General features: G+C 43.9%; 12 protein-coding genes and 1 pseudogene. 7 read left to right on the forward strand and 6 right to left on the reverse strand.

The annotated features are described in order from the left end of the window. From A3761_RS08145 to A3761_RS08155, 3 genes and pseudogenes are all read left to right on the forward strand, one after another. Positions 1-242 (forward strand): annotated as a pseudogene (locus tag A3761_RS08145) (efflux transporter periplasmic adaptor subunit); the annotation flags it as partial. 14 nt (positions 243-256) lie between these two features. Next, positions 257-439, forward strand: a complete 183-nt coding sequence (locus A3761_RS08150) for a hypothetical protein (RefSeq protein ID WP_068750095.1) — start codon at positions 257-259, stop codon at positions 437-439. Between the two features lie 15 nt (positions 440-454). Continuing rightward, positions 455-3595, forward strand: coding sequence for an efflux RND transporter permease subunit (locus tag A3761_RS08155; RefSeq protein WP_068508378.1), 3141 nt, complete (start codon positions 455-457; stop codon positions 3593-3595). Between the two features lie 60 nt (positions 3596-3655). On the opposite strand, the gene A3761_RS08160 is transcribed toward A3761_RS08155, so the two are convergent. The 3 genes from A3761_RS08160 to A3761_RS08170 form a co-directional block, all read right to left on the reverse strand. After that, positions 3656-4726: a hypothetical protein gene (locus A3761_RS08160; RefSeq protein WP_068508376.1), complete on the reverse strand. Its 1071-nt coding sequence runs from the start codon at positions 4724-4726 to the stop codon at positions 3656-3658. A gap of 112 nt (positions 4727-4838) precedes the next feature. Then, the gene (locus A3761_RS08165) at positions 4839-5894 is read right to left on the reverse strand and encodes a DUF2804 domain-containing protein (protein WP_068552826.1); all 1056 of its coding nucleotides are present in this window, start codon (positions 5892-5894) and stop codon (positions 4839-4841) included. 63 nt (positions 5895-5957) lie between these two features. Next, the gene (locus A3761_RS08170) at positions 5958-6986 is read right to left on the reverse strand and encodes a GGDEF domain-containing protein (RefSeq protein WP_068514654.1); all 1029 of its coding nucleotides are present in this window, start codon (positions 6984-6986) and stop codon (positions 5958-5960) included. A 243-nt stretch (positions 6987-7229) separates the two neighbouring features. On the opposite strand from A3761_RS08170, the gene A3761_RS08175 reads away from it, so the two are divergent. Beyond that, positions 7230-7883, forward strand: a complete 654-nt coding sequence (locus A3761_RS08175) for a hypothetical protein (RefSeq protein WP_068514657.1) — start codon at positions 7230-7232, stop codon at positions 7881-7883. Positions 7884-7973: 90 nt separating this feature from the next. On the opposite strand, the gene A3761_RS08180 is transcribed toward A3761_RS08175, so the two are convergent. Both A3761_RS08180 and A3761_RS08185 read right to left on the reverse strand, forming a co-directional pair. After that, on the reverse strand, positions 7974-8801 hold the full coding sequence (locus A3761_RS08180) for an HDOD domain-containing protein (protein ID WP_068512887.1): 828 nt from the start codon (positions 8799-8801) through the stop codon (positions 7974-7976). Positions 8802-8914: 113 nt separating this feature from the next. Further along, positions 8915-9655 (reverse strand): DUF599 domain-containing protein, encoded by a 741-nt coding sequence (locus A3761_RS08185; RefSeq protein ID WP_068514659.1) that lies wholly within the window; start codon positions 9653-9655, stop codon positions 8915-8917. A gap of 588 nt (positions 9656-10243) precedes the next feature. Between A3761_RS08185 and A3761_RS08190 the strand changes: the two genes are divergently transcribed. From A3761_RS08190 to A3761_RS08200, 3 genes are all read left to right on the forward strand, one after another. Further along, positions 10244-11206, forward strand: coding sequence for a triacylglycerol lipase (locus A3761_RS08190; RefSeq protein ID WP_068552731.1), 963 nt, complete (start codon positions 10244-10246; stop codon positions 11204-11206). 92 nt (positions 11207-11298) lie between these two features. Beyond that, entirely contained in the window at positions 11299-12405 is a 1107-nt protein-coding gene (locus tag A3761_RS08195; RefSeq protein WP_068553531.1) for a lipase secretion chaperone, read from the forward strand. 111 nt (positions 12406-12516) lie between these two features. Beyond that, a complete protein-coding gene (locus A3761_RS08200) occupies positions 12517-13395 on the forward strand; it encodes a DMT family transporter (protein WP_068553530.1) in 879 nt (292 codons plus the stop codon). Positions 13396-13444: 49 nt separating this feature from the next. On the opposite strand, the gene A3761_RS08205 is transcribed toward A3761_RS08200, so the two are convergent. Then, positions 13445-14683 (reverse strand): DUF349 domain-containing protein (locus A3761_RS08205; RefSeq protein ID WP_156491742.1); only part of this gene is annotated, 1239 nt, incomplete at its 5' end.

Consider the following 14683-nt stretch of genomic DNA (forward strand, 5'->3'; position numbering starts at 1 on the left):
TGGTACACAAAAGTCCCATCGACAAGCATGAAACTAGCTATGCTATGAAAATATTGCGAAACCAGATTGATATCAGTACGGGTACAATACGACTGCGTGCAGTATTTAGCAATGAAGATGGTAAGTTCACGCCAGGGATGTTTGCGCGGATTAATATGCAGATAGGTGCGAGCTATCCAGGAATTCTTGTTGATGAGAAAGCTGTCGTGACAGACCTTAGTCATAAATATGTATTGGTTTAGGAGAAAACAACATCTTGGAATATCGCCCTGTTCAGTTGGGTCCTAAATTCAAGGGTTTGAGGGCGATTAAGAGTGGCCTGGAAGCTGGTGAAAAGATTGTTATCAAGGGGCAGGGCTTGCCAAATGTTTTCCCTGGAATGCCGGTATCACCTAGTGATGCAGATATGGCGCCAGCCACTAACAATAGCCAAGGCTAGGAGCGGCAAGCCAAAATGAGTATTTCACAATATTTTATTAGCCGCCCGATCTTTGCTGGCGTGCTCTCGATGATGATCTTCCTAGCTGGCTTGATCGCCGTCTTTCAATTGCCGATAACAGAATACCCAGAGGTTGTTCCGCCAACCGTTGTGGTTAATGCTAGCTATCCTGGCGCAAACCCCGAAGTGATGGCGGACTCTGTTGCTACGCCATTGGAACAGGCGATTAATGGTGTTGAAGGCATGCTTTATATGTCCTCACAAGCAACCTCAGATGGTAGCTTGGCAATTACTGTTACCTTTGAGCTGGGTACTGATGTCGATGATGCGCAGGTACAAGTCCAAAACCGTGTTTCGCGAGCGATTCCCAGGCTGCCGCAAGACGTTCAACGTTTGGGGGTGACCACAACCAAATCTTCACCTGACTTAACGATGGTCGTGCATCTGTTATCACCTGACGATAGCTATGACATGTTGTACCTGTCTAACTTTGCTAACTTGAAAGTGCGCGATGAACTTGCTCGCCTAGAAGGTGTTGGAAATGCTCAAGTATTTGGTGCAGGGGATTACTCTGTGCGTATCTGGCTGAATCCTGAGCAGGTATCTGCGATGGGTATGACCACCAGCGATGTGATCAATGCCATACGGGAACAAAACCGTCAGGCCGCGGCAGGGACAATTGGCGCGCCGCCCGGAGCGGAAGCAGCACCGTTTCAGCTGTTGATAAAGGTAAAAGGTCGTTTAGAGACTTTAGAAGAATTTGAGGATGTTGTACTGCGTGTTGGCGATAACGGAGCCATCACGCGCTTAAAAGATGTCGCGCGAGTTGAATTAGGTTCAAATTCCTATGCGCTAAGATCCTTGCTAAATAACAAGCAGGCCGCAGCCATTGCAATTTTTCAACGCCCTGGCTCAAATGCGATCCAGATCTCAGACGATGTTCGTGCGCGTATGGAAGAATTGAAGAAGACTTTCCCTGCGGGTGTTGATTACAACATCGTCTATGATCCTACCATTTTCGTGCGAGGTTCTATCGAAGCGGTTGTGATGACTTTGCTTGAAGCCATGGTGCTTGTTGTGATTGTGGTCTTACTGTTCTTGCAGACATGGCGAGCATCAATTATTCCTTTAGTTGCAGTACCTGTTTCTTTAGTTGGGACATTTGCAGTGATGGCCATGTTTGGCTTTTCTTTAAATGCACTAACGCTTTTTGGATTAGTCTTGGCTATCGGTATCGTAGTAGATGATGCGATTGTTGTGGTTGAAAACGTAGAGCGAAATATTGCTTTAGGAAAGAGTTCTATTGAAGCCACGAAGCAAGCTATGCGAGAGGTGACCGGGCCGATTATTGCTACCTCCTTGGTATTAAGTGCTGTATTTATTCCAACAGCCTTCATCTCTGGTTTGACTGGGCAGTTTTACAAGCAATTTGCCCTAACCATCGCTATTTCAACAATTATATCGACTTTCAATTCGCTAACTCTTAGCCCGGCTTTGGCCGCGGTGTTATTAAAGCCCCATGATGCAAAGAAAGACCGACTGAGCCGTATCATTGACGCCTTGTTTGGTAAGATTATTTTTGGCCCGTTTAATAAATTTTTTAGTGCCTTGACTGAAGGTTACACCTCCTTACTGAAAGTCATAATCCGGCTTTCTGTGATTGTTGTTTTGATTTACGCAGGCTTGATGGTATTAACCTCGCACCAATTTAAGACAACTCCCACCGGGTTTGTTCCTGCTCAAGACAAAATGTACTTGATTGCCTTTGCACAGTTACCTGATGCATCAAGCTTGGATCGCACTGAAGCGGTGATTAAGAAAATGTCAGCGATCGCCCTGGAGCATCCGGGAGTAGAATCATCAGTCGCTTTTCCCGGGTTATCACCTAACGGCTTCACGGTATCCTCGAATGAGGGGGTTGTCTTTGTCACCCTAAAGCATTTTGACGAACGCCAAGCACCTGATATGAGTGCTGACGCGATTGCTGGTGCCTTATGGGGGCAGTTTATGGGAATAGATGAAGCCTTTACGGTTATTTTTCCTCCGCCTCCCGTTATCGGTTTAGGCACTACTGGTGGCTTTAAACTGCAGATTGAGGATAGGGCAAACCTGGGCTATGAACGCTTGTTTCAGGAAACACAAAAGGTTGTAGGCCAAGCCTGGCAAACGCCAGAGTTAACACAGGTTTTCTCTTTCTTTCAGGTTAATGTACCGCAAATAGAAATTAACGTTGATAGAGAGAAGGCTAAAGTTCATGGTGTAGCGATATCAGATATTTTTGATACCTTGCAAGCCTATATGGGCTCGGTATATGTCAATGATGTCAATTTATTTGGTCGCACTTATCAGGTCAATGTGCAGGCCGATGAAGCCTTTAGAGTAGATGAAACGCAGCTGGAAAAGCTAAAAGTGCGCAACCGTGAGGGATCAATGGTGCCGCTTGCTTCGTTTGTAACGGTGCAGCACGGCGCTGGTCCAAACCGCGTTTCTAAGTACAACGGCTATCCGGCGGCTGACCTAAATGGACAAGCCAAGCCCGGTTATAGTTCTGGTCAAGCAGAAGCAGCCATCACAGCTATTCTCGACCGCTCTTTACCAAATGGGATGGCTTATGAATGGACAGATCTGAAGTATCAGCAGATTCTAGCGGGTAATACGGCTATCTATATTTTCCCCTTGGTTGTTTTACTGGTCTTCCTAGTGTTGGCCGCGCAGTATGAGTCATGGTCGTTGCCACTGGCGATTATCTTGATTGTGCCAATGGTTTTGTTGTCAGCGATGACGGGTATTATTTTGTGGGGTTTGACTAACAATATCTTCACGCAAATAGGTTTTATTGTGCTGGTTGGGCTGGCTGCGAAGAACGCCATTCTTATCGTTGAGTTTGCCAAAGAGAAAGAAGATAGTGGCATGGGGTTGCTTGAGGCGACGCTTGAAGCCAGCCGCTTGCGTTTACGCCCCATTTTAATGACTTCGCTTGCTTTTATTATGGGGGTGGTGCCCTTGGTGTGGGGTTCAGGAGCGGGTGCAGAAATGCGTGAGGCCATGGGTGTTGCTGTATTTGCAGGTATGATTGGGGTTACCGTTTTTGGCTTACTCTTAACGCCTCTCTTCTATAAGTTAGTCAGGCATCTAAGCAACAGAAAAAAGTTGTAGGGTAGAGCTTCTTATTTCTACCTATTAAGGCGGGAATTTCCCGCCTTAATATTTTATAGGCTAATCTAGTAAATCTATGACGGTTTGAGAGTTATAGAAATCTTCTAAATGGCGTCTCAGAAGCTCCTCTAGAATGCCGTTTTCTTTAAATGCTTCTAAAGCCTTGGGTGCGAATATTTTTATGGGCGCAATAATTCTATCTTTTGAGACATCAAATTCCTCGAGCAAGACGTCGAGGTTTTTTCTGCCGTAGCGCTTAAAGAAGTAGTCTACGATGGTTTCATAACTGCTGATGAAATAATCTGTTTTTCTAAACTTAAGCCAGAAGTCATAGCCTAAGGCGATAAATTCAGATAGATCTAAACTGTCCATACCTTGTTGAAATTCAGACATGGGTTTATTTTCAATCGCTTCCCATAGCTCCATTGCAGAGTCGCGCAATTGCTCATCGCTTACTGAGCCTTCTAGAAACTTCTTGCTTTCGTCCAGGATAAAGTCGAGGCTGTCGATAATAAAACTTTTTACGCTCTCCTCTACTCCGGAGCCAATTTTTGGCGCAGCTTTGCTGACTACATTTCTTCCCATCTTGAGCATTGAGGACACGCCCGGAATGTTCTTGCTGATTAGGTTGCTTTCATAAATATAGCGAAGGATAGCTTGGTAAAGAATGCCTGATATTAATTCGGCATATATCGGTAGCTCAATTACTTTGTCTATGCCTTTGTTTCGCTGCTCCTTTAGCTCTAAAGCTTTGTCTATGAATTCTTCAAAGTCTTTTTTGCTGATGATTTGGTTCAGTAAGGTTTCTTGATGTTTTTTTGATGTAAATAGAGTGTCGGCTGCCTCACCCGCAACTTCGGCGATGGCACCTGGAATACTTGAGCTAACGACGTTTTCGTATATAACTTGTTTGATTTGTTTAGCGCTGACAAACTTATTTAGATGGATTTCTCCTACAGCTTTCAGTAAAAACTCAGTCTCTGAATCGCATAGCTCAATAAAACGATCGGAGTTAAAGCACTCAAGTTCGTGCTTTAAATGTAGCTCTAATAGCTGTTTTGAGAGTGAGGGGAGCTCACTTTTATCATTTGCTGTGTCGTGCTTGGTTTTGTTTGCTTGGCGCTTAGTCATAATAGACTCCTGTAATATAGCTTACAGTTGTACCCTTAATGTCTAGAGGCGTCAAATCAAAAGTCTATTTTTGCTGTTGATGTGTCGTAATTAAATTGTCTAGTATGGACGTTTACCACTTAGAGTACTGATCTTCGACAAAACCATATTGAGATTCAATCTCGTAGCGTTTGCCTTCAGCGGTGATTAAGTGCCCCTTAAACTTGCCGAATATTTGTTTGAAGTTTGTGGCCATGAAACCGGCATTGAGGTGTTCCTTATGCATTCCTTCAGGCACAAAGCTTAGATCAAGCTGTCCGTTTTCACAGCTGATTCTCCACGCGGAGCTTTCTTCATCCCGGTCATATCTGAACTGAACTTGAGGTAGTTGATGGAGCTTATCGCCAACCCAAAAGCAGTTTTCAGAATAGCCTGTTTCATTGACGCCCCAAGACACATTGAGCCCGAGCGGTGGCTTATCTTCTGATCTATCGGCTGTGGAGTAAGATGCGCCGGAAAAGCATGCCCAGTTCCAGAATGTTTCTCGACGCATGTACCCAGCCGAAAAGTCATGATGCCCATAACAAGCAATTTCATTTAGCTTGAACTTGCCGAGAGCACAGTGAACTTCACCGCTAGCAGGAAGTGCTGCCGTTTTTTGAGCATAGACCCAGCCATTGACTGCGGTCGGTGTACAAAGAGCCATTTCCTCAAAGCTTGGTTTCTCTATGGTTTCGGCCTGAATGTTGAGCTCCGAGCCAAAACCAATCTCGAGTATTTTGCGCCGCTCGCCCTGTGAGTTAAGTTGGTAGCGCATTTTGATACTATGCTTGCCTGACTTGAAGCTTGATATGCCATTATCGGGACGGTTCGTCATATCTAGCCCGAGTGCAAAAGGTTTTTTGAATTGCCAAGTAAGCATTTTTTTATCTGAAGTTCGATAGATATAGACAAAAGCTGCGCCCAAATAGCGTAAGTCAGCTAATGCGCAGCCAAATATCAGGTCACCACTTATGCCGCCGAAATATTGAAAGCGTTTAAAATTGAAATGGCGCTGCCACTTATTGGCGCGTTTGTTCATTGGTGTTCGATAATCTGCGTCATTGATATTAATTTCATTGACGGCGTGTTTGAAGCGTCCTAAATGAGGCTTCCCGTGAGAGTTGATCAGAGAGTAGGGTTGAAGCATAAGTGTTACAGTTGTTCTAGTTGTTATGGTTTGTTTTGGGGGCAGAGTCTAGATCGTCAGAGATTAATCCCAGAAGTCGATAGAGCTCTCTACGGGTTCAACGGCTTCAAGTAAGCCTTTTTCTAATAGCACTTCATACGAGTTAACCTGGTTACGACCATTTTGTTTTGCGTAGTAGAGCGCTTTATCTGCTTTGGAGAGTGTTTCTACAGGGTGGTCGTTTTTGCTTAGGTCGGCAAAGCCGATGCTAACGGTAACCTGGCCAACCTGAGGGAAGCGGCGAGCCTCTATCGCTGCTCTGCAGCGTTCGAGAACAACCAAAGCTTGCTCTTTCTGAACGTCTTTTACCAATACCACGAACTCTTCACCACCGTAGCGGAAAAACAGGTCTTGCTGTCGGAGGACGGACCTGACTGTCTGTGAAAATAGAACTAGCGTCTCGTCACCAATTGCATGGCCGAAGCGATCATTGATAGATTTGAATTTATCGATATCTAGAATGGCAATCGCTTTAAAGCTGGTATCCTTTGCATGCAGTACATTGTGTTGTGAAAAGGCAAGGTCGGAAGAGACTTGGTCAAAAGCTTGACGATTTAAGATGCGTGTAAGCGGGTCATGGCCTTTTTCGTGCAAGTTGCGAAAGATATCGACAGCGATTTGCAGAAAGCCTACGAGAGTGTTTTTAATATCCTGGTTCTCGTAGCGGTGGCGCAAAACAACCAGGTGAGACACGCTTTTGTCATATAACACTACCGGAATGACGATTTTAAAACGCGTTCTGCTTTCAACCTTGTATACCTCTTCTTTAGAAATATAAGCCGACAGCATGTCCATGTCGTTATTTAAATAGATGTCGTTGGACTTCCCGCTACACTCTATGCCGATAAGAGTGGTCGTTTTATGATTGGAGCGCCGTGTAGCTTGTAGCTCATAAACTGACAAATCGACGCGTTCGAAATTATTGATAAGAATGTCATCGAGTGCTGTGACAAGTTCTCTAATGTTCGATTGGCTGGTCAAGCTTTTTATTAGAGTAAATAGCTGCTCTATTTCCATAATGGAAGGTCTATCACAAATAGAAGAAACGACCATTATCGTTATTCTCTGCCATAAAACCAAGTAAATTAATATAGAAGACGTTAACAATTCGTTACATTTTGCAATTGTTTACCAACAGACCGCTCATAACTTATTGGCTATGATTACTATATCGAATTTAGGTGAGACGATTCAGGCCCGTCTTTCTTCAATTTAGGTTTAGATTTCATGTGTACTTATTTATCCCGGACATTGTCCGGGATTTTTTTTGCCTGAATCTTACCGTTTTCCCTCTCAATGCTTATTAAAACTTCGACTGCTTCAAAATTAGAGTGGCTGCTTCTTGGTTTAGGGCTTCACTATATAGTAGTCTTTCAGTCTTTGTTGTTTCGGGTTGCTGGCTTAAAGCGTTTGCATTTAAGTCGCCCTGGCTTTGCTAGCGTCAAGGATGCACTAATAGATCTTATGAAAAAACTACTGCTTACTCTGATTCTTGTTCTTACGCCGGTACTGGCTTTTGCTGAATTCAAGTTGGAACACTTAGGGCTCGACGACTTAAGTGTGGAGGACTTCTCCTGGAAAAATATCTCTGACCTGGAGGGGTGGACGCCTCGTTATACCTATGTTGTTGATGATAACTTGATTGGCCGTACCCATTATATGGGAATGTCATTTTTTAAACGTCAGGGTGCAGCGCACGAAGGAATCACTTTACGAGGTGGTTTTGGGCATTTTGGTGAAAAGATTAACCTCAGTTACACCAGTGGCTTCTCTTTGATGGGAGTTGATATGGGCTTGTCTTATTTAATATTGGACAAGGATAATCTACGACAGCATGAGAACGAGATTGAAGGCTTAGGTCTAGAGCTAGGTTTGCGTTTTTGGGTGGTCCAGTTGATAGCCTTACATATGGATGAAACCTCTTATGTTTCTTTAGGTTATGGTTTTTAATGGTAGCCGATTCAAAAAAATGATCTTTTCGGTTTTCTATTAGGCAAAGAAAAAGCGCTCAAATGAGCGCTTTTTGAGAGATTATCTGACTTAGTCTTTCAATAACTCTTCAATATCATCTTCCGCTTCTGCAAGCTCAACTAACTCTTCGAAGAAAGATACCAGATTGATATCAATTGGCTTAGCAATGTCCACCGGGAACTGAGATAAAATTTCTTGCTTTTCTTGCTCGGCTTTAAACGCTTCATTTAAGTAGTCGGCCAAGTAAACGATGCTTGAATAAGCGGAATACTCTTCAAAGTCGTTAGGGGCAGCCTGTTGACGTATTCCATTTACAATTTCTGTTGGGAAGTTCCAGCGTTTGGCAAGTTCCGAGCCTGCTTGCGTGAAGTCATAGCCAAACTGGTTGTCTTGTAAGTCAATTCGATTAGCGCCTGATTCAACTAGCTTGTCAATTTTAACGGCAGACTCTTCATGATAAATATGAATTAGTAGCTCGCCGATGTTACGCATCATGCCGATTGTGAAGGCTGTTTCAGGGTCTGAGTCAGTGTGTTTAGCAATTAGCTTGCTGATGCTGGCAATCATGAAACTATCACGCCAGAACTGTTTTTTATCAAAGCCCGGGATGTCTTGGAAAGCACCAGTAATACCAGAGGCAACGACTAAGGTTTTCAGGGTATCGATGCCGAGCATCACAACTGCAGAGTCGATTGAGGCGATCTTACGTCCTGCACCATAGCGCGCGGAATTGGCTAGACGCATAATTTTGGCAGAAAGGACCTGGTCCATCTGTATTTTTTTTGAAATCTCATCAACATTGGAATGAGGATCATTAAACTGCTTGATCAGTTCTTGCACCACTTTCGGGATGTTGGGTAAATTTGGGCTTCCTTTAAATAGCGATTCTAAAGACATTCCTGTAACTCCTAAGCGTCAATTGCCTTTGTTTTATATTTGTTCTAATGAGTATAGAAAAAGCCCGCGATCGGTAAAGAATAGACTTGTGACTTTTTGTTTTTTATTGAGTTTTAGCGCATTGCTTGAGACAGCTCTTCTTTACCCACCAGGATTTTAAGTGTGGATGACTTAAATTCACGACGAAATAGAATAAAGACAATAAGGGTGCTGGCGACCATAAATACCCATGGGTTGATAAACCAGGTCAGCATGGCGATAGAGAAATAGTAAGTGCGTAAGCCACTATTAAAGTTGTTAGCGGCCATGGAGGCCATGGAAGCCATGCGTGAAGCAAGCGCCTCCCTCTCTTCATTACTGCAGTCTTCACTAGGGGTTGGCGCCCCGCCAACCATAATGGTTACAAAACCATATTGGCGTAAGCTCCAGGTAAACTTGAAGAAGGCATAGACAAAAACAAAAATTAACGTAATGACTTTGATCTCCCATTCCGAGCGATCGGTGGGGACTGCGAAGGGGAGCCCTTCTATGAGGTGTATTGCTTTTTCAGTTGAGCCTAAGATGGTTATTAAGCCAGCGAGAATAAGCATGGTCGTTGATGCAAAAAAAGAAACACCTTTTTCAAGGTTCGCAATTGCAGCATTGTCAGCGATTCTCATTTCTCTAGTCAGGACCCGGAGCATCCACTGAAACCGATACTGGTGAAGTTCGGATGCAAGGCTCGGAGAGTCTTCGGTGCTTCGGTAGCTTCGAGCACTGGCGTATTTCATATAGCCATTAAAGCAAACTAAAAACCAGATAATGGCTAGTAGGTTTAGCCAATTGTCGCTGATAAACAGCGTGAGGGTTGTCATAGAAGCTCCAAGCAGGGAAGTATATCGATTAGTGGTCAGATTGCTTAGGTCGTTTAAGCGCAGGGAGCAATTCTAAAGAACTAAGGTTCAGGGATCAATTTACAGAAAATTTTTAGCTTGGGTGCTTATTTATAATTGTTTGGTGATTTGAGAGCAATCACCCAAATGGGGGGAATTGTTGAAAATAATAACGGGGTCTAAGTTAGCGGTTGCGCTTCTTGAGCTCTGGTTTTGAGCTGTGAGAGGATTGGTTTGTAGAAACGTTTTCTGTAGCAAAAATAGTTTTTCAATAAACTTTGCTACAAAACATGAGAAATAAATATAACAAGCTCAATACATACTATTGGATTTAGATAATTCTTTATATGCGGTAAGAATTAGTAGTTCTGGTTTAGTGGTTCTGGTCTAGAAAAACTGAATGCGCATTATTTATAGTGCTAGAAGCTTTGGTTTAGAAAATAATTGGTTAAAAAATGTTCGTTTGTGATCTTGTAGAACCTTTTTTGATTGGTTTTTTGTCAAGCTAGTCTTAAGCGCTATTGAATAAAGCGACCCTGATTAATAAAAACAAATAATAGGCAAAACAATATGAAAGCTAAAAATAATAAATTTGGCCAAGCTAAAAGCTGGCTTTTACTCACGGCACTGATGGTCTTTAGTGCTCAAGCAAGTGCAATTTGTTGGTGGTGGCAGGATTGCGACGCCTACGAAACAAAATACCCTATCGTTCTAGTTCATGGTGTTTCGGGCTTTAGCGATATTTTAGGTATCGATTACTTTTATGGTGTTAAAAGTGCTCTTAAAGAACGTGGTGCCAAGGTTTATGCGCCGAATGTGACTGCATGGGATGATGCATACCAGCGTGGAGAAGACCTTATTGCAGCATTGGAAGATCTTCGTGCGGCGACGGGTGCGCAGAAATTCAACTTGATGGGCCACAGCTTGGGTGGGCCAACTGTACGCTATGCAGCGGGCGTAAGACCTGACTTGGTTGCTTCGGTAACGACTATCAATGCGGTGAACTTTGGTTCTGACTTCGCTGATGTTGCTCGCGGTATCGTTCCTGTTGGTGGTGGCCTTGAAGCATTGGTCGAAGGATCTCTTAATCTGCTTGGTAACGTAATTGATGCCTTGTCAGGCAACCCTGAGTATGCGCAGGATGCGTTGGCCTCAGTAACGTTCATGACATCGCCAGGCGCTAACCAGTTTAACGCTTTATTCCCGGATGGAAAGCCTAGCTCACGTTGTGGTGAAGGTGCATCTAAAGTAAATGGTATTCGTTACTACTCATGGGGTGGTGATGCGACATTTACCAATGCTTTAGATATTTCAGATGCGTTCTTGATGTTTACGGGTGCAACGATCAGTGGTGCGAACGATGGCTTGGTTGAACGTTGTGACCAGCATTGGGGAGATGTTATCGGTACGCGCTATAACATGAACCATATGGATGCAGTGAATCATGTCTTTGGTATTCACCATCTGTTTGAGACTGATCCTCTAACTTTATATAAGAATCAGGCATCACGCTTGAAGTCTGCTGGACTATAAGCCTTTTACAGCTCCTCTATGCTTTTAGGGGAGCTGTTTTCAGCAGCTAGCAGAACTTCTAACTTTCCAAGAGCATAAGGTATCGCTTGTCAATGACTCATCAAACCAAACTAATTAAAAGAAACTTTCTGTTGGGTGGTGCTGGCGTAGCAGCATTGGCGATGATTTTAAGTACTTTTGTATTTGATGAGGCTGCGCCGATTCATGCTAATCACCTCAGCTTACATCAAGACAATAAAATATCTCAGCTTGAGGCTAAGCCCTTGGCTAGTAATTTGGCGGAAGGTGCTCAGCTTATCAGTACGCTTGCATATGAGAGTCGACTAGGTGCATTGCCTGATTCGCTTCAAGGGACCCAGATGCAGCAAAGCTTGCAAGTAGATGAGCAGGGTAACTTACGTATCTCTAGCGATATCAAAAGAGTGTTTGATTATTTCCTGTCAACTATTGAAGAAGAAGAGTTGGATGTCGTGCTGGCTAGAATTGATGAATACTTGAGTTACTATTTGCAGGAGCCTGCACTGACTCAGTCGAAGCAGATCTTGGCTCAGTATATCTCTTTAAAACAGGCCTTATATGACTATGAACTCAGCCGCTCAGAGTCAATTAAAGGCATGATGGAGAACGGAGAGTTAATGGCCGATAAAGGTCGTTATGTCGCTTTATTAAGTGAGCAACTAAATGCTCTATCGGAGATGCGTGCACAATACCTGGACGCTGAGGTATATGAGGCGTTTTATGCTTCAGAAGAGGCTTATGATCAATACACTCTGGCTAGGCTAAGTATTGACGCAGAAAAAGGCTTGAGCGCTGAAGAAAAGGAACAGCGTTTAGCGCAAGTCGATGCTCAAGCACCTGCTGATATTATAGAGTCTCGTAGAGAAGCTCGTATCACTGACGAATTAAATTCCCGTGTTGCCCAAATAAAAGAAGAGGGCGGTGGGTATGAAGAAGTTAGAGCGGTCAGGGTTGAAATGTTTGGTGTTGAAGCAGCTGAACGTTTCGATACTTTGGATCAGGAACGTGCTCAATGGCAAGCGCGTATTGATAGTTTTCTGGATCAACGACAAGAAATCCTATTGATAGAAGGCTTGAGTGCTGAAGAGCGTCAGGCTCAAGTTGATACATTACGTGCCAGTCAATTTGACTCACGCGAGCAGATTCGAGTGAAAGTTTACGAGCGCAAAGCTGACGTTTAGCTCATCTATTCATTGAGCACTGAACTAACTTTGTGTAGCATCCTCTGTGTTTTAAACATGTGAGGTTGCCGTGCTTATCGAGCGTTTATTCTATATTCGCTGTTCTAGAAAATGAAACAGCTTTTCTTTGCCATGCCTATCGGCATGCGCTACATGATTCTTAGTGCGCTGGGCTTTGCTCTGATGGCTGCTTGCGTTAAAAAAGTCAGCTTGTTGGGTATACCTGTTTTGGAAATCGTTGCTGCGCGAGCTTTGGTTTCCGTGCTCCTGAGCTATGTCGATGTAAAACGTAAGCGCATTTCCCTTCTGGGCAATAATCGCCCCTTGTTAATGCTGCGCGGCGCAGTGGGAACGTTGGCGTTAGTGTGTGTATATTATTCTGTGACACATATGCCTTTGGCTGAAGCCACGGTTCTACAGTATTTACATCCGATTTTTACTGCCATTCTAGCGACTTTCTTTCTTAAGGAGCGATTGCAGTGGTCTCTTGTTATCAGTATCGGTTTTAGTTTTATTGGCTTATTGCTTGTCGCAAGACCTGCTTGGTTGTTTGGCGGAATAGGGACGGACATTGCCAGTTTTGCCTTGATGGCTGCGGTGTTAGGTGCTTTTGGGAGTGGTGTGGCCTATGTTATTGTCCGCAAGCTCAGTCAGACGGAAGACCCTTCCGTGATTGTATTCTACTTCCCTATGGTCGCTTTGCCATTTTCTCTCGTGTTATTGGGGGACGATTTTGTCTTGCCGACAATGGAAGCTTGTTCACTTTTACTTTTGGTCGGGATCTTTACACAGGTCGGGCAAATTGGCTTAACCAAGTCAATGCAAACGGAACCTGCAGGAAGGGCGACAGCGTTTTCTTATCTGCAGGTAGTTTTTTCAGCATTGCTAGGCTGGCTTGTTTTTAGTGAAGTACCAGACATCTGGGTGTGGCTGGGTGCTGGAGCGATACTGGCGGGCGCAATTATTAATATGCTGTCCAGACAGAAGTGAAGCAAACCGGGCGCTCTGATAGATGAGCACCCGTCTCGCTTAGTTAGTCTTATTGAGCAAAAAGGTGTTGAATTGTATTGTCAATTCGAGGCTCAAGTTGGCTGAACTCTTCTAGTGTCGGGCCAACCGAGTCATACCACTTTTGTAAGCTTGCGCTAAGTTGTTGCTCTCGGCTTAGGTTTTCACCTGATGAAGACATTCCTTCTGAAAGCCTGCTAACTTGTAGCTGCATGCGCAGCTCTTTGTCACTTTCCGGTGACTCGATACCTGCAGCGATCTCACAAGCTATACACAAAGAACGTGCCTCTTGAAGTGTCACGCAACGCTCGGGACTTACCGAACCAGCTTTGACAGAGATCCATAAAGTTTTAAGAGTATCTTCCTGAGCTTTAGGAAGCTCAAGTTGCGAGGCAAACTCATCATCAAGGTTCGCATCGGCCTGAGTATTATTGTGATAGACCTCTCTACAGAGCTTAGCCTTACGCTGTACTTCTTGCCAAGCTAATAGGTGCTGCCTGTTTTCTTGGCCAGCGATAAGTTGCTTAAGTTTTTTGAGTAAAGCTTCAAAACGATTTTGAATTTTTTCCAGAGCTTTGCCTTGTACTGAAGGTAGGGACTTATATTCTTTACGGTACTCGCTTAATCTGGCTTTGAGTTCGCTAAGGTTGGTATCGCTTAGGGAATCGAGTTCAGATTCGATACGAGATAGAAGCTCGTTCGCTGCGTTTGAAGCCTTATTCGCCTCTTCTTTCTTTTCATTGCGAACTTGGTCGCGGCGGGCAAATATCTGGTCGCAAATTGCGCGAAATGCTTGCCAAAGCTCTCTTTCTTTCTTATAAGGCGTGATGCCAACCTTTTGCCAGGCTTGTTGTAAGTCCTTTGCACTTTGTATGGCTTGTTCAAGGTTTTCAAGCTCTATAAGCGTCTGCGCCTGATCAATGATTTCTTGCTTCAAGGAGAGGTTCTTGTCTCTTTCTGTATCAAGTTTCTTATCAAAGGCTTTTAAGAGGGCATTGAACTGTTGTTGCATTGGCTTATTGGTTTTGAAATCAACCGGGTAGGCTTCTTTCCATTCAAGGCGAGCTTGTCTGTTAATTTTTTCAGCGCCTTTCCAGTCAGCGTTTTCCCAGTCATTGTTATCAATGAAGTTGCTTAACTCTGTGATGATTTGTTCGCGCTTTGCGGAGTTGTTCTTTTTAAGTTGATTCTGTTCGTCAAAAAAAGCATGGCAAGGTTCGTAAGCCTTGTCGGCCGCTTCTTTAAAGCGCTGCCATAACGATTGGTCTGA

The organism is Oleiphilus sp. HI0123 (genome assembly GCF_001635315.1).